Source organism: Siphonobacter sp., assembly GCF_048595215.1.
Classification (GTDB): domain Bacteria; phylum Bacteroidota; class Bacteroidia; order Cytophagales; family Spirosomataceae; genus Siphonobacter.
Genome location: NZ_JBMDWJ010000089.1, coordinates 1 through 19,721 on the forward strand (window position 1 = coordinate 1; position 19,721 = coordinate 19,721).

A 19,721-nucleotide genomic window follows, 5' to 3' on the forward strand; every position below is an offset into this window, starting at 1 on the left:
CCAGGGTACTCGCCGCACTTACCACACTGGCCGTCGCATACGGAGCACTGCCGGGCTTGCGAAATTCCGCTAAGGCAGCCTCTCCGGTAATGCTTTCCAGTTGATTGAGCCAATTACTAAAGCCCAGGTTTTCCAGAAAGGCCACCTGACTTCCTACCGTCAGATAGTACTTGAAGTAAAAGATATTCATACCGCCTTTAATCGCCAGCGTGATGAAAATCAGTACCGTCAGCCCCAGCATAATTAACCAGGGCCGGTTATTAACTAAATCCGATAAATCCTGCAATAAGGGCGTTTTCTGCTCTTTAGGAGGCGATACGCGTTCTTTAGTAGTCAGAAAGGTGATCAGAAAGCAAATCACGCCGGTGATGGCGAATACCTTCATGACCTGCTCGAACCCGGCCGCTTTATCGCCCTGACCAATCGAAATGATCAGGGGCAACAGTAATACCTGTACCGTAAACTGGGCAATCATCACCGCCACAAAGCGGTACGAAGACAGACTGTTTCTATCTTTCATATCCCCAGTCATGACGCCACTTAAAGCAGAATACGGCAGGTTATTGGCAGAATATACGACCACCAGAATTACGTACGTAACGAAGGCATAAGCAATTTTACCGCTCTCATTGAACGAAGGCGTGGAAAAAGCCAGCAATGCAATGATCCCAAAGGGTACGGAGGTCCACAGCACCCAGGGACGAAACTTGCCCCACCGGGTATTGGTCCGATCGGCAATGGCTCCCATCGCCAGATTGAACACGGCTCCGATCACCCCGCCGGTCAGCATAATAAAGCTGGCACTTCCGGGGGATATTTTGTAGACATCCGTATAGAAAAACGTAAGAAAAGCCATCAGGGTCTGAAAAATCAGGTTTGCGGCCAGATCGCCCAGGCTATACCCTATTTTTTCGAGGACTGTTAATTTGGTGGATACGTGCGGTTCCATACGATTAGGTGCGGGGTTTACTATTGATTCGCCTGAATTACTTTGTAAAAAGCTGGCTTGGGGTTATACTGACGGTCAAACAACAAGGGGTAGTTGGTCCGACCCCGTACGGGCCAGCCATTCAGCCAGCTTTGTCCGTCATGAACGCCCCAGAACGTCACGCGTGAAATCTTGTCTTTATGCTTGATGAATAGCTTGAACAAGGCCTCATAATCACTGGCGAGTTTCTGTTGCAGCGAATCCGGCAAGGCATTCGGATAGGGATTCAGGCCTTTGTCGTTTTTCATTTGCTGACTTACTTCGGCTCCCTGAAAATCGCGTTTCAGTACCTCAATGTCCAGCTCGGTAATGGCCACTTTGATGCCCAGGGCCGAATACTGGAGAATACTCTCTTCAATGTGCTGTAAGGGAATTTTACCCGCGTGCCAGTGGCCCTGAATGCCTACGCCGTCAATCCGGACGCCCGCTGCCTGGATTTTTTTGATGATGGCGATACAGCCCGCCCGTTTGGCCGGTTGCTCGTTGTTGTAATCGTTGTAGTACAGATCGGTTTCGGGCGAAGCTTCCTGAGCCAACTTGAAGGCTTCCGTAATATAATTTTCACCCAGTCGGTTCAGGAAAATGGATTTCCGAAGCGTTCCGTCCTCGTTCAAGGCCTCGTTCACCACATCCCAGGACTGAACTTTCCCGCGATACCGACCAGCCACCGTCTGAATATGGTTCTTGAAAAACAACTGAAGCGAATCCGTGCTTTTAATTTTCCGTACGAAGCCGGGTAACTGACTGTGCCAGATTAAGGTATGGGCATTGATGGCCAATTTGTTTTTCTTGCCAAACTCCACCAGCTTGTCGGCATAAGTGAAGTCATACTGATCCCAACGCGGATGGATCACTTCCGCCTTCATGATGTTTTCGGGGGTGGCCGCGTTGAACTGTTCCGTAACTAATTGAATTTCTTTAGGGTTTTTCTCATCAATCTGACCCGCGTTCAAAGCCGTCCCGATCAGGAAATAGTCTTTGTAAACCTCTTTAAGAGAGGGCAGGTTTATTGACATTGCTGGCCTGGTTTCCGGCTTGAAATGCGTCATCGCCAAACTGGTCAGCCCCAGTAGAAAAAGGGGTGTATATTTAAATCGCATACAGATTAGTTAGTTTTCGTTTGATAGAGGGTCTCTTCTGGACCTAAATAGCTTTGCTCAACGCCGCCAAAATCAACCACCAGTTTTTGAAGCACCACGCCCGGAGTGACTAGCCAGAACTTCAGCGTATGTTTCCCCGGTTTGTCAAAAACGTGTTTGCTGGTTTTGATAATGATATTGTTACCCGCCCACTTATTCCAGATGCCGCGGTCGCTGGTTTTGTCCTCCTGGTTGATACTGATGATCTGAGCAGGCTCATCATCGACCGAAACCGCGTACTGCAAGCCCTTTTCCGAGCTGTAGAAATTTAGACTGGGGGAAAAATACGCGTGAATGGTAGCCTCGCCGGCGGAGTACGTATCGACATCGTATTCCACGTGAGGGGCGTTGCCTTCGGGTTTTTGCTCCGGGGCCGTCACCGGGAAAGCCGTAAGGGCCGAACCCGTTCGGCCGTGGTCGGGTAACACCTTCCAGGTTACCACGTTGGAATGAATCGCTCTTGAAAAATGGTCGGCTTCGATGGAGATACCCCGTTTTTCATCCTGATAAAACGCATGTCCCGAAGTCTTTGCCAGCTCTTTCGCTTGCTGATTCGTTTGGGCTTGGGGCAATGGTTTTTCGGTACCTTCATTCGCGGCTAGACGCATCACTTTCGGCATTCGCTGCACGTTGGGCTGTTGCCAGCTGGTATAGCCAATGTGCGTCTGACTCATCAAATGATTCCATTTACCGTTGTTGAGCTGATGATACCGCTGCGTAATGAGCGAATCGTTGGCATACAGCTCTTCCACCTTGTCAGCGTACGCATTAGTCTGCTTCCACTTTTGCTGGTAGGCCTCGGTATTGAGAGCTACGTAATAATACATCGCATTGAGGTTGGCACAGGCCTGGATGGGGTGCAGTACCAGTTGAAAAAAGGCATCCCGGTATTCCGTCGGGATTTGCTGGTTTAAAGCTTCCGCTTTGGCTAACAGCTGGTTATAATCCGCCACCACTTTTGCCCATTCGCCGGTTTCCAGCGAGTAGGTTTTGGCATCCAGCAATTCGGGTTTTCTTCGGGCATTGTACTTGGCGTACTGGGCTAACATAAAAGCAATGTCACGGGCGTGCGTCTCGCCAAACTGAGCCGCTGCCCAGGTTTCGGTATACGACTGCAACTGGTCGGCTGCAATCCGATCCGGGTTCCAGGCGTAATCCAGGAAGAAGGAGATCGGAAACTCCATGGGTTTTAAGTCCCCTACGTTCACAATCCAGATATTTTTGACGTCATGCTGCCAGGCCAGATGCATCTGTTCCCAAATCCGGGGCAGCGGATTAGTATTCAGCCATTTGTAATTTCTGGGACCGCCCACGTAGTCAAAATGGTAATAAATGCCGTAGCCTCCTTTGCGAGCTTTGGCTGTCGGGGCTGGAAGCTTGCGAAGGTTGCCCCAGTTATCATCGCACAGCAGCAGGGTCACGTCGTCCGGTACTCGCATCCCCTTGTCGTAGTAATCCTGCACTTCTTTGTACAAGGCCCAGAGTTGCGGGGTTTGCTCGGCCCCTTTCCCCGTTACTTCCGTGATAATTTCCCGCTGATCTTTGACGATTTGTTCAAGTAAAGCCGTTGCGGTTTCCCGCGACATGGGTTCATCGCCGTTGCCCCGCATACCTACACTCACGATTTTCTCATTTGTGGCCCGCTGCATGCCTTCCCGCCAAAACCGACTCAATTCCTGCTTATTTTGCTCGTAATTCCAGGGACCTTTTCCGAATCGACGCCACTCATCGTGAGCACGCATCAGGGGTTCGTGATGGGAGGTACCGATTACGATTCCGTACTTCTCGGCCATTCGTATGTTTAGCGAATCATCCGCGTAGAAGGCGTTTCCCCACATCGCTGGCCAGAGGTAATTGCCCTTCAACCGCAGGATGAGTTCGAATACTTTTTCGTAAAACTTGTGGTTGAAGCCCCCAAATTTCTCTTTCGTCCAGCCAGATAAAGCCGGTGCCTCGTCATTCAGAAAGATGCCCCGATATTTTACCTGGGGAGCGTCGCTAACAATTACATTGTTAAGCAGGTAGATTTCGCTTTGTTTTTTCACTGGTACATCGGCCCACCAATGCCAGGGAGACACGCCCAGTTGACGGGAGAGTTCGAAAACCCCGTACGCCACGCCTCGTCGATCACTTCCGCTAATAACCAGAGCCTGAGCAATCGCAGGCGTCGGTTTTTGCAGCGTTTGAACATGGTACGCCTCCCAGCCACCCGGCAGCTTAGAAGGATTGAATTTCTTACTGGCTACGAGTTGCTTTATCCAGGCGGATTGTCCGGGCGTACCGATTGCAATTACATTTTGCTTAACCTTGGCGAGGGTATGAACAATCGGTAGCTGATGGCCCGTCACGAGTTCAATGTCTTTTTGTAGCAACTGAGCCGATGTCTGCACCAGCTCCGCCTCGTTGGCATCGACATAAATGACCGATTGGGTTAGGGCGAAAGCGGTAGGTTTGGTCGATACGATCTGCTGAGCGTGTGCCGTTGATAGCCAAAGCACTCCTACGGCAATGAGTATTCTAATGTTCATGTCTGCTTTCTATCCAATCAATGAACGCTGGTTTAGGTAGGCTAAGTCGTTAGGAAAGCATTCGTAGTTTACAGACTTATCCATGAAGCCTAAAACCATGACTTTTTAAAGAATTAGTTTAACAAAAGTATCCGGTAAGGCTCCGCACCTGTGAGAACAGATGTATAAAAGAGTGATACAAATGTTTAAAAACCGGAACTTAATTACTTACACGTTCATGCAGACACCCCATACGTATGGATTTAACCGTGAAAACAATACTGAAGCAAACAAGCCTTCCCTTTACACCTTCTCGTATGAGGGATATGGGTATTTTACAGCTCCTGGCTTTGGTTGATCATTTTCAAGAATCGCATAATTAGTTTAACTCATCCTATCTTACTCAAGCTATTTCCATGATTATACTAATAAATAATTATATTTGTCTTATACTACCATACGCTTCTATTTTCCCAGAGATGGTATAGAAGGAAACCTCCTGCGATGCCCTAAGCATTTACCCTAATACGATTAAATGAGGTTCATGAACATCCTATACAAAATTTTACTGAGTACTCTCATCATTCTTTTCCAGTTCAAGGCGTTTGGGGAATCCCAACCGTTGATGTTTACCACGATTACCACGAAAGATGGGCTTTCCTCAAACACCGTTGCTGCCATTCTGAAAGATCGGTACGGTCTGCTCTGGTTTGCTACGGAAGATGGACTCAATAAATACAACGGTTCTAATTTCACTGTTTATCGCCATAGCGACGCGGATCCTACCAGCTTAGGCTCCAATGATGTATCCGCTTTGCATGAGGATCGGGAAGGTCGTCTCTGGGTGGGTTCCATTGAGGGGTCGCTCCATTTATACGATCGAAAGAAGGATTCATTCATCCGGATTAATGTCGGACTGAATGTGTATTCGATTTGTAGTGATCAGCAGGGAATGATCTGGGTTGGTACGCACTCGGGCGTTTTCAACATCGATCCTAAAACGCTAAAAGTCACGACTCCCAGCGTAAACGGATACGCATTAAGTGATGGAAAACCCTGCCGTCGTGTCTTCGAAGACCAACAAAACCGAATCTGGATTGCCACCAATGACGGCCTGTATGTCTATCAAAAACAAACCAATCAGATAAAGGCCTTTTTTCACGATCCTCAAAACCCTAAAAGTTTGACTAGCAGTACCATCATGTCGCTTGCTCAGGACAAACGGGGAAACCTGTGGGTAGGTACGCAAAACGGACTTAATCGGCTATTACCGGATGGTAGTGGCTTTGAAACCTTTCGTTTCAAAAAAGAAGATCCCAAATCCATCAGTAATAACCTCATCTACGCCATCGCGGCTGATGAGAATCATAAGTTATGGATTTGTACGGAGATGGGATTAAGCATTCTGGACGTTGAAACGGGTCACGCGGAGCGATACCTGCCGAACCCCAACAGCCCGTATAGCCTAGCCAATAAATCCGTCAAATGCATACTAATTGATCCTAGAGGTATTACCTGGCTGGGCACGTATCAGGGCGGCGTCAATAAATACGATAAAAACCTGACCCTGTTTGGCCTGCAACGGAGTCGGCCCGGTGATAACGCCAGTTTGAGTGCTCCCTTTGTGACGTCTTTTGCTGAAAAAGCCAACGGAGATCTGTTTATCGGAACGGACGGCGGCGGATTGAATCTGTACAACCGCAGAACCAATCACTTTAATCGGATTAATCTGTATTCAAGCGAAGGAACGCCCTTGCCCAATCTAGCCATTCTCTGTATGACGCAGGCTCCCCGTCAGCAAGTCTGGATTGGTACGTTTCAGGAAGGGCTGTTTTTGCTAGACGCCACTACGGGGAAAAGTCAACAATTCAAGATGGGCCCCTCCCCCACCCACCTCAATCACAATGATATTTTCTGCGTAAAAACGGACCAGCGGGGCATGGTATGGATCGGCACGAACGGAGGGGGACTAAACTGTTATGACCCTGTCCGAAAGGAGTTTACCTATCTGAATCCGCCCTCTAAACCTAAACCCTCCCTCATTCCACTGAATGGGTACATCCGGGCCGTTGAAGAAGATAGCCAGGGTAATCTCTGGATTGGATCGCTGGGAACGGGGGTTGCGGTGTATAATCCGTTGACTCAGAAAGTCTTCCGTTACGACAAGGGAAACAGTCATCTTCCCAGTAACCGAATCACGGCTCTTCATTACGATCGAAAGGGCAACATGTGGGTCGGAACGAATGGCGGAGGACTCGCCCGGTTTGATTCAGCTTCTCATTCCTTTGTGCGGTATGGGGCGGAAAAAGGATTGCCTAGCAGCATCGTAAACAAAATTCTTGAAGATCAGGAAGGTAGAATCTGGGTGACTACCAACAAAGGCATCAGTAGCCTGGAACAAGGAGCCAATCGGTTTACTAATTACACCTCACACAATGGGCTTCAGGACGACATCTTTGCGTTTGGCTCGGGTATTCGTACGTCGGATAATACCTTATTTTTTGGCGGGATCCACGGATTCAATTTCCTGACTACTAGCAATATCAAGCAAAGTGCCCTGTCACACCCCATTTTATTCACGGACCTGAAAGTAGGAAACAAAACCATTACTGCTGCGGATTCCAGTATTACGTCCGAGCACATTTCACTGGCCAAGTCCATTCATTTGGATTACAAACAGAATTTCTCGATCAGCTACGCCTCCCTCAATTATACCAATGCTCACCAGAATATCTATCGGTATCGGTTGAAAGGCTACCAGGAAGAATGGTACTATGCGGGCACCACGACCGTCGCTCATTATACGAACCTGAACCCTGGGGAATATACTTTCGAGGTTCAAACCACCATTCACGGCAATGTCTGGAACCCGAACGGAGCCTCGATACAAATTATAGTTAACCCACCCTTTTATCTCACCTACTACGCCTATGCTTTTTACATCCTGGCAGCAGGTTTTACGATCTGGTCGCTCCGTCGTCGGGGGATTCAGAAGATCAAAAAGAAATTTGCGGAAGAGCAGCAGCAGCGGGAAGTACAGCGGATTCGGGATCTGGATCAAATGAAAATCAAGTTTCTTACTAACCTGAGTCACGAGTTCCGTACGCCCATTTCTCTGATTCTGGCTCCACTGGAAGGTATTTTAGCCAAGAAACACGAGTCCGCTATTGACTCCCAGTTGCAGACCATCGATCGAAACTCCAAGCGTCTGCTTAATCTGGTAAATCAACTGCTGGATTTCAAGCAAATCGAACAGCAGGAACAGACGCTACAGGTCTCTACCCGAAATGTGGTCGCTTTTGCCAAAGAAACCTGCGACTCCTTCCAGGATCTGTCGGAGAAAAAACACATTGATTTTGTATTCCAGAGTTTTGTACCCGATCTGGATCTTACGCTGGACTTTGATAAGATTGAACGCGTACTGTATAACTTGCTTTCGAATGCCTTCAAATTCACGCCCAAAGGCGGAAAAATCAAACTCAAAGTCTTTTCGCAGGTAGACGATCGTAATCCGGACCAGCACTGGTTCTGCATTGCCGTATCGGATACGGGTATTGGCATTTCCCAGGCTAAGCACCTGCACATTTTTGAACGATTCTATCAGGAAGAATCTAAGGGTTTTATCAATCAGGGAAGTGGTATTGGCTTATCCATTGCTCAGGAGTTTGTACTGATGCACGGCGGAAAACTATCCGTGGATAGTGAGCCCGGCAAAGGAAGCACGTTCATTATTTACCTGCCGCTGGCCGAGGCCTCTCAAAAGGTATTTTTACCCGAAGAAATCGTGGAATCAAAACCCTTGCTACCCGGAAAACAAGCTCTGGGACCGAGTGGGATCGATACGGCGGATCGCATTCTGGTGGTGGAGGATAATGAAGAATTCCGGCATTTTCTGGTCGAACGACTCAAAGGACAGTACAACGTTTTTGAAGCCGCTGATGGCCGGGAAGGCTGGCAAAAAACGCTTTCCACCCATCCGACCTTGATTATTAGCGACATTGCGATGCCGCACGTGGACGGGATTGAATTCAGTCAGAAAGTAAAATCGGACAAGCGAACCAGCCATATCCCCTTGATTCTGCTAACGGCCTCTACGGGAGATCAGCAACAACTCCGGGGTCTTTTATCCGGGGCGAATGACTACCTGACGAAGCCGTTCAACTATGAGATTTTGAATGCGAAAGTGAATAACCTCCTGGCCTTAAATCGCGTTTCGAAGGGCTACTACTCTAAACGGATTAACCTGGTTTCGCCCGAGGTTGAAGTAGAATCAGCGAATGAAAAACTCTTGAAAGACATCGCCTTTTTCATTGACGAGCATATCAACAGTTCGGTACTGAGCGTGTAAAACCTTATTAAACACTTAGTTATTAGCCGGGGGTCGCTTTACATTAAATTGCTGGAATTAACTGGAAAAACGCCCGTGGAATATATTCGGTCAGTTAAACTGGAGAAGTCCGCAACGTTGCTGGAGAAGAGTGATCTGAATATTTCGCAGATTGCCTATTCCGTAGGATTCCCGAATGCAAATTACTTCACCAAGTCTTTTAAAAGTCAGTTTAATATGCTGCCGTCGGAGTATCGAAATGCGAAGAATTTGTCGAATTAGGGATTAATTCATGCCGGTTGGGTATCTTATTAAGTTGGTAGCAGCTATTTGTATTCCCTGATTTTGCTTTGGGTAGCTTTCGTTATTCACCTAGAGGGAGTTTGGTCCTTCTTAGCGGGTTGTTCCGTATCTTATTTATTCAATGGGTTTGCTTTGGGGAGAGATTTGTTATTCACATAGACTCGGTTCGCCTCTTTTGACAAGGCTGACTAGTAGCCCGTAAGCCTTCCAGGCTGGCCCTCTCCACGACTAACGCCCGCCTGCTTGGGGCCAACGCATTGCGGCTGTCGTAGGTCGTTCCGTTGCTTACGGGCGGGAGAGGTTTTCTTCTGACAGTAATTTATGTTAGTTAGTTGTTGGAATACAAGCAAATACCTGCATGGACGGCATAAAACCGATCCCCGTCCTATCGCGAACGCCGCTGACATCCTCGGCAATGCGGTGGCCTGAGTTAGAGGAAGTCAGCGGCGGGCGTGCCGGCATGGGATGCATACGGACTAAATGACCAGCCGTGTTTGCGGGACGAAATACCTATTTATATAAGACAAGCCATCGTAGGAATATTCCCTTGTCCTTACTCGTTCCAAAAAGCAAAAACCCTTAAATTTTAACACTCTTGCCCGAAGCTACTGATTTATAGATGGCTTCTACGACTCTGATGTCCCGCAATCCTTCTTCGCCGGGAGCAATTAAAGCCGTATTGTTCAGGATAGCCAGACAATCCTCATCGAGTTGTTTCGCTTGCTGATTCTGGATGGGGAAATCGATCTTCGTTCCGTCCGACATACTTCCTTTATTACCCAGATAACCCGACTGAGGTTCGAGTTTCAGCCAGCCTTTCTCGTAATTCACTTGCAGATAGTTCATGTTGATACCAAAGCTGGTTTGACAGGCCGCCCGTGCTCCACTCGGAAAATCCAGCATGAACATCATGGTTTCTTCCACTTCCTTATAAATATCAGGCCGCGTCGTGGAAGCCTGAGCGATGACGCTAATGGGTTCTTCGCCCGTAGCGAGTCTGGCTCCCTGTAAGGCATATACGCCCATATCGCCCATTACACCACCGCCGAGTGCCTTTTTCTGCTTCCAATGGTCGGTTCGGGCATCAAAATACCCTGCAGCGCTATTGACCATTTTTACCTTACCAAACTTTTGCTCTTTGGCCATTTTCATAACCGCCTGAATATTAGGATCGTGCTGACAACGGTACCCAATGGCCAGTTTTACTTTATTGTCGGCACAGGCTTTAATCATGGCCTCACAATCCGCCACGGAGGGAGCCATGGGTTTTTCACAAAACACGTGTTTGCCCGCTTTGGCAGCCCTGACGACATACTCCCGGTGCATGGACGGAGGTAGTACGACGTAGACGATATCGATATCGGGATTATTGGCAATCTGATCGAAGTTCTGGTAGTTGTAGATGTTCTTGTCCGCCAGATTATACTTCGCTTTCCATTGCTGGGCCTTGGCCGGCGTTCCCGTTACAATGCCAGCCAGATAACATTTTTCGGTCATTTGCAGGGCCGGGGCCAGTAAGTCTGTGCTGTAATACCCCAGCCCCACCAGAGCGATGCCCAGTTTGTCTTTTTTCGGTGTCGTTGCCGCCAGAAGTGGATTTCCGGAAAACAAAGTAGCCGCACCCGCCAGGGATACGGTCGTTAAGAATTGCCGTCTTTCGATTTGCATAACGGTTTTGTGTGGTTCTGATGCAGAGCTTTCCGGTCTACGCCTTGCCCTGCATGCATTCGGTTTAGATTGGTACGAAAGTTACGTATTAAGTTAAAAAATTGACGTAAACGACTACATAAGCCATATCTCCGTCCAGATTAAGTAGCATTCATCAAAACGCTATCTCTCTTTTACTTTTCCAATATCTTGATATTCTTAAACCAGACCTCATCGCCGTGATCCTGCAATAAGAAGTGTCCCTGAGCGGCATCTCCGAAATCAGGGAATCCTTTGTATTTGCTGTAATTGACCAAGGCCCGCCACATCTGATTATTACGCTCGTAGTCAACGATTTTCACCCCATTCAGCCAATGTTCAACGTGATTACCCTGCACTATAATCATTGCCGTATTGAATTCCTGCGTGCGGTACGGTTTGGTGGCGGGGGCCGCAATCAGATCGTATAACGAACCCAGGGTTCGATTTCCGGCCACCCCGGCCTTCGCGTCAGGATGTCTAACGTCATCAAGTATCTGATATTCACAGCCAATACCACCCCGATTGACAAAATACTTGATGCCACTATTGGCCCCTTCCGTTAGTTTAAAATCAGCTTTGAGAATAAAGTTTTTGTAGGTTTTGGTTGTGATAATATCACCGCCTTTGCCGTCCTTGAGTACTTTCAGTACCCCCTCTTCTACGTTCCAGCCCTTCGCTGGAAAGGCCTCGGAGCCAGAGCTTTTCCAGCCGTTTGTCGTTTTACCGTCCCAAAGTAGTTTCCATCCCTCTGAGCTTTCTTGCTGAGTTAGTACGTTATCAGCGTTTTGAGCCCAGGCTATAGTGCTCAGAGAAAACCACAGGATAATTAAGGAGTAATACGTTTTCATAGGTTAACCACTAGTAATGAGCAAATTAATGAATTTGAGGATTGAATGCTTTTAAACGAAGAAAGAGGGATACCCCTCTTTCTTCGTCCCGTCCATACAGACGAGCTTTTGCGGATTGGAACCTAAGCTTATAAATAACCGGGATTCTGGTAGGCCGCTTTATCAGCAGCTGGCATATCCATATTATCGAGCTGTCCTTGAGGAATAGGTCTCAGGAAGTGATAATTTTCGATTTTTCGGGTGAATTTAGCGGGCGTATGATCACCTACGTTAGGTCCACAGATGGTGTAGGTCGCAGCGATTTCTTTCCAGCTCTGCGTCCGTACCAGATCATACCAGCGGTAACCTTCGCCGTAGTATTCTCTCGAACGCTCGGCCAAAATATAGTTTATATCAATCGCCGCTGGGGTAGCCGCAATCATGGCTGCACTGTTGTCAACTACTTTAGCCACGTTGCCCTGATTGCTCCAACGCCATTTACCCGCCCGGGCCCGAATCACATTGATGAGATCCCGTGCCGTTTTTCCGGCTTGTGTCGTTGCTCCTTTTACTGCCGCTTCTGCCGCAACGAAATAAAGTTCTGAGAACTTAGCAACATTGAAGGGACGCGTGCTGGCCGCATTAGGCTGGCCTAATCCAGTACCATTGTCGGTACGGTACGGACCCAGCTTCCAAAGCCCCGGATACACCAGGCGACTGATACCACTGGGACCTACTACGTAATCAGCCCGACCGGGCAATACGCCCACGCCCACGCTGCTTTTGTACACCGAATTGGAGTAATCGATGGGTGTACCAGGATCCTGATCCAGGAAGGTCAAGATGGCATCACCGGGACGAACCTGCAAATTGTTCGCGTTGTACAGGAATTCATTGGTAACGCCAGCTCTGGGCCAGTTACCCCGGTAGGCCGTGGTGAATGTACCATCGTAACGGGAATCGTTGGTTTTATCCGCAAACGTCTTGTTAAATACTTCGTGCGGCGGAGCCATCCGTACCCAGGGACGACCCAACGACTGAACAGCCTCCCGCTGTACTGAATTGACCGTACTGGGAGAACTCCAGTTGGTTTTTGAGCTGGTGATGCTGGTATAATTCCAGGTTAGCATCCAGCTGGCGAAGTTATCCGCGTCCCCACCCCCAGCGTACGACAGGCTGGAGCCATTGTAAAGCTCACTTGTTTCAGTATGGTCAGCGTACAGGAGAATTTCACTGTTCCGATCATTCGAGCCCACGTTTACGTCATAGTAGGTATCCTGCAGTCGGAAAGGTCCCGGATTAGCAATGGCCTGCGTCGCTACGTCGTAGGCTTTCTGAAAATACCACTGAGCATCGTGACCATCTGGATCCGTACGGTTAGTTGCCGGATACGTAGGAATGTTGTTAGGGTTTTGCAGCCACCATCCGTACGTCAAATAAGCTTTGGACAGGTACAGGCTTGCCACCGTTTTCGTTACACCGCCAACCACACGGCCAGTTGCCGGCAGATCGTTTACCGCCTTCACCAGATCCGGGAAAATCACTTTGGTATAGACTTCAGGTACGGTATTACGTTTGGAAGTACGCAGCGTCGAGATGTTGAACGCTAATTCACCAGAGCCCAGATCGAGCGGTACGCCGCCGAAGGTTTGCACCAGCATGAAGTAGTCAAACGCTCTGAAAAACCGGGCTTCCGCAATTAATGCTTCAGAAATACCTACGGCGGTCGCGTTTTCAATCACCCCATTGGCCGTATTGATGTTCGGAAAGGCATTGTACCAGATGTTGCTGGCATCACTCGCCTGGGGCGTAATTAACTGCGTACCCGAAAGGTCGTGCGTTTGAAAGCCGCTTCCGCCGCCGCTGGCACCCCAGGTAGCCTCATCGGTACCGGTCATGCAGGAGTTATAGAAGTAGGCATTCCCAAAAATCCAACGCAAGTGAGCATACATACCCGTTAACCCGCCGTATACCCCTTTTTCGGTCTTGAAGTAATCAGGCGTGTAGATGGCCCGGGGTTTTTCGTCTAAGATCTTGGTGCAGCTTGATAACAACAGCGTTAACGCCGCTACTGTTTTCAGGTTCTTTATACGTAAACGTTTCATAGTAAGTTTTTTAGAAAGTCAGATTGACACCTACGATATAGTTTCTGGTGGACGGCGTGTTGGTGCCGATGGTCAGAATACGTCTGAGTGCCGAAGACAAGGGTACTGCGGCGTTTTCGTTACCATAGGAGTTGGTTTCTGGGTCCATTCCCGACTCGCGGTTATACGGCGAGAACATGACAAATGGATTTTGTGCCGTGAAGTAGAGGCGAAGGGTGTTCATTCCTACACGTCCCAGTACTTTGCTGTTCACGTTGTAACCCAGCGTCATGGTACGAATCTTCAGGAAGGAAGCATCGAAATAACCCAACGTACTACCGTATTTCGGGTTATCTCCCCCGATACCACCTGGAGCGGGATACTTGGCTCCCGTGTTATCCGGCGTCCAGTAATCGACGCGTACGTTGTTTCCGGCCCGAGAGTTCAGGTTATTCAAGTAACCCGATGAACCGTACAGCGTACTGTTGAGCAAGCCGCCATTTTTGAATACGCCCACGATGTTCAGATCAAATCCTTTGTAAGCAACGCGGGTATTGAAACCACCCTGGAAATTGGGTTGCATATTCAGAATTTGCCGATCGGTCGGATTGATAGCCCGGGTGGGTGCTCCATCTGAATTGTATTCGCCCGTGTATTTTACGCGGATCATACCAGCATTACCACCGGGTTCATAAACATTACGGAATTGATCGTTTTCCTGCCAAAGTCCAATTTTCTCGTAATCATAAATTACGTTGATCGGATGGCCTACAAACCACCAGTTTCCTTCATCCCGTTGTTGTCCGGAAGCCAGCGAAACCAGCTTGTTACGGTTGGCATAGATGTTAAATCCAACATCCCAGGTCCAGCCATTTACATTTTCCAGGACCGTACCATTCAAGTTGAATTCAAAACCTTTGTTCTGCGTCTGACCAATGTTAGCCGTGTATCCGCCTACGCCTGAGGTTGGGGGTAAGCCCACGCCTAAGAGTACATTTTTGGTTTGCTGCTCGTACAGTTCAATCGTACCAGACAGGCGGTTATTGAACGCCTTGAAATCCAGACCCAGGTTGATCGTATTAGAGAACTCCCATCCCAAGCGTGGGTTTGGAGCATTGGATACGTAGAAGCCCGTAGCGTATTCAGAAGGCCCAAAGTTATAGGGTCGGGTTGCCAATAGTCCCAGCGTTTCGTAGGGGTTTACGGCCTGATTGGACGTTTGACCGTAACCCACCCGAAGTTTCAACTGGTTGATTTTCGTAACACCAGCCATAAATTGCTCCTTGGAGATATTCCATCCGGCCGAGATAGCGGGATACGCATTCCATTGGTGTCCTTTGGCCAAACGAGAGGAACCATCGGCCCGGAACGTTACACTCAGCATATACCGATCATCGAAGGAGTACATCACGCGTCCCATGTAGGATAATAATCCCCATTGGTTATAGCCCTGGTTAGCAGGGTTTACCGTGATCACTCCGTCGGCCCGACCCAGGTTATAAAACTGGAAGGCATCGGAAGGAATATCTCGAGCTCCAATGGACGAGGAATTGAACGTGTTCTGCTGAGCGGAGTACAAGCCTACCGCATTAATCTCGTGTTTTCCGAATTTACGATCGTAGGTCAACAGGTTTTCAATCGCCCAGTTAAGAGTATGCGAATTGCCAATACCCGCCGTAGATTCGTTGAGTGGGTTACCACTGAAAACGCCCTCGCCGGTGTAATTACCACTCGTACTTTGACGGTAGTTCAAACCCAGGTTAGCTCGGTATTTCAGCCCCGTAACCCCAGGAATCTGTATTTCCGCGAATACCGTATTGTACGAACCATACGCCCGGGTTTGATCAATGTAGCTGTCCCCTAGCGAGTTGAACCGTTCTAAGGAAGGCACCCACTGCGGACCCGATGTTTGCTCCTGAATCAGGGTTTTCATGGTACCATCCGCATTATACGGATTCGCAATTGGCGATCGTCCCAGAGCCATTCCTACGGCCGGGCTATTGTTGCCATTACTGACCGTAAAGTTAGAATTGGTTGAAAAACCGATCCGGAAATGCTTGTTAATATCCTGAGTGATCGAAGCCTGAAGCGAGTAACGTGAGTAATCCTGCAGGGGAACTACGGCATTTTCCCGGTAGTAACCCAGCCCGAAGGAATAGCTTCCCTTTTCGGTACCTCCTGACACATTAATATCGTGGCTAGACATAAGTCCGGTACGGTACACTTTATCCTGCCAATCGGTATTTACGTCATTGGATTCATCAATCGTATTTTGGAATCGCTGAAGACTCGCGGCCCGCAGAGCAGCGAACTCCGGACCATTCATCATCGGATATTTCGCAAAAACGGTTTTGGGGCCATGGAATCCATTGTAGGAAAACGTAGCTTTCTGTCCGCGTTTGCCGGTATTGGTCGTAATCAAAATAACCCCGTTGGCTCCGCGAGAACCATAGATAGCCGTTGCCGAAGCATCCTTAAGAATATCAATGCTTTTGATGTTGTTCGCGTTGATATCCGTGATCGATCCCGAGAAAGGAATACCGTCCAGTACGATCAAAGGGGCATTATCCGCCCGGAGAGACCGCTGACCACGAATCAGAATTTCCATCGCGGCTCCGGGTTTAGTTGAGGTCTGTGAAATCTCCACCCCTACTACCCGTCCTTGCAAGGCCTGCGTTAAGTTGGCCGCCGGTACTTCCCGCATGACGTTGCCCGTCACTGAAACCACTGAACCCGTTACCGCTTCCTGACGCTGGGTACCGTACCCGACTACTACGACTTCGTTTAATACCTTATCGTCATTCGACAGGATCACATCTACGACCGTCTGTGATCCAACGACTACTTCTTTGGTAGCATAACCAACCAATGAAAAAATCAGGGCCGTATCGCCGTCCCGAAGCGTCAGTCTATAATTACCGTCCTGATCGGTAGTCGTACCGCGGGTCGTTCCTTTGATCAGGATGTTCACCCCGGGAAGTCCCTCTCCGGTATCTCCCGTAATCCGACCTCTAATTTCTTTATCGACGGCATACTTACGCGAAGGAACTACCTTCGTATTACTACCAAGATGAGTGGGTTTGGTAGGTTCAGCCATACTGACTTGAGCCAGTAAGACCATCAATAATACTCGCAACACTAGGGTTTTTATATTCCAGCTGCGGGCATTATGAATTGTAGAAAAATGATGCATAGTGTTTACGATTTTAATTAGTTCACATCAGCCTAAAAGAGCAAAGTTTCCTCACCATTCTTCTCAGGAGAATGTTTCTGTAGCGGAGTTAAATGGAACGGGTAACCAATAAAACATTGCGTAGCTATCTTTTTTGAGGAGTAGGGTAATGCAGGACTATTTCATAGAGTTATAGGGTTAAGTTGATAAATACGCATGGGTTCAAATCGAACGAATTCATCTATACGCTACTGAATGCATACGATGTATTTAATAAAAAATTGACGGTTTGCATTATCTACTTTAACCACTTATGGAAGACGGTTAAAAGCATTTTTTGATATTATTTGTCAAAATGACAATTTATTTTTCACGAAGAGTACTCCCATCACATGCAGGAATTACTTCATAACTTTTCTGATATATTTTTTAACTAATCATTGAACAAATGTAGTTCTATCCGGAAGTTTAGCAGGAGAAGATTTGTGAAAATAAATGCTACAAATGTTCAAAAGAGTCAAATTTCATAAAAAATAGGCGATAAAATTGGACGATACGGTATCATTTGCCTCTACAAGTCCCTTTTCTGGCCGTTACCTGTTCGTGCAGCATCTACCCCCGGCGGCATTCGTTAGAAAATTAAGTTAAAGAGACGCCTTCATTGCTGGAAGGTTCAGCATCTTGCTTTAGAGAAAACTCAATCGGTCTATGCTAACTTCTCATCTAGTTACTGAAGCTGATTTTGGTTTTCAATCGTAACGCATAAAAAATTCTTTTTAAAGGTCAGATAAAAAACACGAATACTTTCTTTTATACATCAGTTTAATTAGATTCCATTATTATCCTATATAGTTATCTGATTTTACCCCTATTACGTAACTTATTTTATAAGAAAAGGAGTGACTTTCTAAGTATAGAAAATCACTCCTTTCTTTTGAAAAATCTTAACTCAAGAAGTAGTCCGTATTTATTTTATAAACTTTCCTTTGAACTGATCCGCATGGTAATGATACATACCCGGGGCTAGTTTTGATACGTCAATTACCTTCTGTTCGACCTGATCTAGTTGGGATTGAAAAACCGTTCGTCCTACGGCGTCGATAATGACCAATGATCCGGTTAACTTATTCCCATTAAAGTCAATGGTTAGGAAATCTTTTACTGGATTAGGATACACACGTAAGGACGTCAGCGTTTGCTTTTGTACCGCTCGAATAGGAGAATACTGATAGATTCCGTCCAGATCCAGTTGCTTGAGTCGGTAATAACGGGTACCGGTCCAGGGCGAAGCGTCAGTCATGCGATACTTGTGCTCTCTTACGCTCGTGCCGTTCCCCGTGACAAAGCCAATGGTTTCGAACGTTTTTCCGTCTTCACTTCTTTGTACATCGAAGCCCCGGTTATTCTTTTCAGCATAAGTAATCCAATCGAGTTGTACGCCATCCTCAACCGATTTAGCCGTAAATTTTCCCAGACTAACGGGCAGGGGCTGATCGATCAATTCCAGCTCTAAACTTGCTGCCGTAGTCGGCAAACCTGGGGTCAGGTACGCATTAAAGGATTGGATGGCTGGCTGAGAAGCACTGGTAACCCGGCTGAATGATCCTACGCCATTGGTACTGGTCAGGGACTAGCTGCCCAATGGAATCGGGACTCCAACGTATATGCCCGTAGTTATTCCTGCCTCTACCGCAAGGGCTAGTTTTTTCTCGTTTAGGTTGGGTGACGGAGTAGTAACCTGTTGCCTGGAGGAAGCAATTAATCCTGCTCCTTCAAACACATAAGCTCCGCTTCCACTCACCAAATCGGTGGTATTCGCAGGAATTTTTCCGGTAGTTATGACTCTCCCAATTACTTTCGAATCAGCAAACTCCAGCGTGTACGCTTTTACACCACTCGGAATAGTAGCTTCAAAGGGTAGAACGATCATTTTTAGTCCACTCAGCGTATTACGGAATGTTGCCGAAATCGCAGTAAAACTTTGAGGAGCATAGAAATCGCCGCCTCCCTCGCTGAGTTCAAGTTTCGTACAGCTTTGCCCGTTGACTACGTTAGTTTTGTCACTTACCGTACTGGTTTGCACGTAATACAGACCATTTTTATTAGCCGCCGCCGCGTGCCAGTTGGTTTGAACCGGTATATTGGTAACATTCGTAAAGTCAAGCGACGTATACGTAATGTCATCCAGGCAATCCATCAAGTAACTATCTGCCGCACTGTACACGCCCGAGAACTTGTAGCCCCGCTCGGTACCCAAGGCCACGTATACGTCTTTGAATTTGAAGGTCAGCCGCGAGGTCGCGTTGGCACTGGTAATCCCAATGATGCCCATGCAACCATCGGTCAGTACGTCCTCGGAAATATTCAGCACCCAGTTGAAATCGTTTCTTTTGTCAAAAACAATACTGCCGTAATTTTTGGAATTTACGACTCCCTGCTTGTTTACGTAATAAAGCGTCGTGTTACTCGAAGAGTAATTAAAGCTAGAGGAAAGGCTTTCCACCTGAAATACCAACCGATTAAACTTGCCTCCCAGCGGCAAATACCCATTACTGGCATTCGTATTGCTACTAAACAACGGTGATGAATTCAGGAACGTAAAGGTTTTGCCACTAAGCTTATAGCCGGAACCAAAGGCTTGCGAGGTTGGGGTTTTATTGTCAAGTTTCTCGTAATTCACTACCT

10 protein-coding genes and 1 pseudogene are annotated in these 19,721 nt (G+C 47.7%); 2 read left to right on the forward strand and 9 right to left on the reverse strand.

The genetic code is table 11. The features are described 5' to 3' along the window. From ACOJTG_RS04990 to ACOJTG_RS05000, 3 genes are all read right to left on the reverse strand, one after another. A partial coding sequence (locus tag ACOJTG_RS04990; RefSeq protein ID WP_420152804.1) for an MFS transporter occupies nt 1-949 on the reverse strand: 949 nt, incomplete at its 3' end. A gap of 20 nt (nt 950-969) precedes the next feature. Beyond that, on the reverse strand, nt 970-2,037 hold the full coding sequence (locus ACOJTG_RS04995) for an endo-1,4-beta-xylanase (protein ID WP_420152812.1): 1,068 nt from the start codon (nt 2,035-2,037) through the stop codon (nt 970-972). Between the two features lie 56 nt (nt 2,038-2,093). After that, nucleotides 2,094-4,655 (reverse strand): glycosyl hydrolase 115 family protein, encoded by a 2,562-nt coding sequence (locus ACOJTG_RS05000; RefSeq protein WP_420152805.1) that lies wholly within the window; start codon nt 4,653-4,655, stop codon nt 2,094-2,096. Between the two features lie 604 nt (nt 4,656-5,259). Between ACOJTG_RS05000 and ACOJTG_RS05005 the strand changes: the two genes are divergently transcribed. Together ACOJTG_RS05005 and ACOJTG_RS05010 are read left to right on the forward strand one after the other, a co-directional pair. Next, a complete protein-coding gene (locus ACOJTG_RS05005; RefSeq protein WP_420152806.1) occupies nt 5,260-8,982 on the forward strand; it encodes a two-component regulator propeller domain-containing protein in 3,723 nt (1,240 codons plus the stop codon). A 21-nt stretch (nt 8,983-9,003) separates the two neighbouring features. After that, nucleotides 9,004-9,243 (forward strand): helix-turn-helix domain-containing protein, encoded by a 240-nt coding sequence (locus ACOJTG_RS05010; protein ID WP_420152813.1) that lies wholly within the window; start codon nt 9,004-9,006, stop codon nt 9,241-9,243. A 600-nt stretch (nt 9,244-9,843) separates the two neighbouring features. Here ACOJTG_RS05010 and ACOJTG_RS05015 read toward each other — a convergent pair. From ACOJTG_RS05015 to ACOJTG_RS05040, 6 genes and pseudogenes are all read right to left on the reverse strand, one after another. Further along, nucleotides 9,844-10,932 carry a Gfo/Idh/MocA family protein gene (locus ACOJTG_RS05015; RefSeq protein WP_420152807.1) on the reverse strand — a complete coding sequence of 363 codons (1,089 nt, stop codon included), beginning with the start codon at nt 10,930-10,932 and terminating at the stop codon, nt 9,844-9,846. A 173-nt stretch (nt 10,933-11,105) separates the two neighbouring features. Then, the gene (locus ACOJTG_RS05020; protein ID WP_420152808.1) at nt 11,106-11,801 is read right to left on the reverse strand and encodes a 3-keto-disaccharide hydrolase; all 696 of its coding nucleotides are present in this window, start codon (nt 11,799-11,801) and stop codon (nt 11,106-11,108) included. 128 nt (nt 11,802-11,929) lie between these two features. After that, nucleotides 11,930-13,885: a RagB/SusD family nutrient uptake outer membrane protein gene (locus ACOJTG_RS05025; RefSeq protein ID WP_420152809.1), complete on the reverse strand. Its 1,956-nt coding sequence runs from the start codon at nt 13,883-13,885 to the stop codon at nt 11,930-11,932. A gap of 10 nt (nt 13,886-13,895) precedes the next feature. Further along, nucleotides 13,896-17,057, reverse strand: a complete 3,162-nt coding sequence (locus tag ACOJTG_RS05030) for a SusC/RagA family TonB-linked outer membrane protein (RefSeq protein ID WP_420152810.1) — start codon at nt 17,055-17,057, stop codon at nt 13,896-13,898. 946 nt (nt 17,058-18,003) lie between these two features. Continuing rightward, the gene (locus ACOJTG_RS05035) at nt 18,004-18,570 is read right to left on the reverse strand and encodes a T9SS type A sorting domain-containing protein (RefSeq protein WP_420152811.1); all 567 of its coding nucleotides are present in this window, start codon (nt 18,568-18,570) and stop codon (nt 18,004-18,006) included. A 96-nt stretch (nt 18,571-18,666) separates the two neighbouring features. Next, a pseudogene (locus tag ACOJTG_RS05040) lies at nt 18,667-19,721 on the reverse strand (hypothetical protein); the annotation flags it as partial.

What these genes read in the sequence shown, in the direction of transcription:
- ACOJTG_RS05000 (WP_420152805.1), bottom strand. Translation starts at nt 4,655, where the DNA reads ATGAACATTAGAATACTCATTGCCGTAGGAGTGCTTTGGCTATCAACG.
- ACOJTG_RS05020 (WP_420152808.1), bottom strand. Translation starts at nt 11,801, where the DNA reads ATGAAAACGTATTACTCCTTAATTATCCTGTGGTTTTCTCTGAGCACT.
- ACOJTG_RS05005 (WP_420152806.1), top strand. Translation starts at nt 5,260, where the DNA reads ATGTTTACCACGATTACCACGAAAGATGGGCTTTCCTCAAACACCGTT.
- ACOJTG_RS05030 (WP_420152810.1), bottom strand. Translation starts at nt 17,057, where the DNA reads ATGCATCATTTTTCTACAATTCATAATGCCCGCAGCTGGAATATAAAA.
- ACOJTG_RS04995 (WP_420152812.1), bottom strand. Translation starts at nt 2,037, where the DNA reads ATGACGCATTTCAAGCCGGAAACCAGGCCAGCAATGTCAATAAACCTG.
- ACOJTG_RS05025 (WP_420152809.1), bottom strand. Translation starts at nt 13,885, where the DNA reads ATGAAACGTTTACGTATAAAGAACCTGAAAACAGTAGCGGCGTTAACG.
- ACOJTG_RS05015 (WP_420152807.1), bottom strand. Translation starts at nt 10,932, where the DNA reads ATGCAAATCGAAAGACGGCAATTCTTAACGACCGTATCCCTGGCGGGT.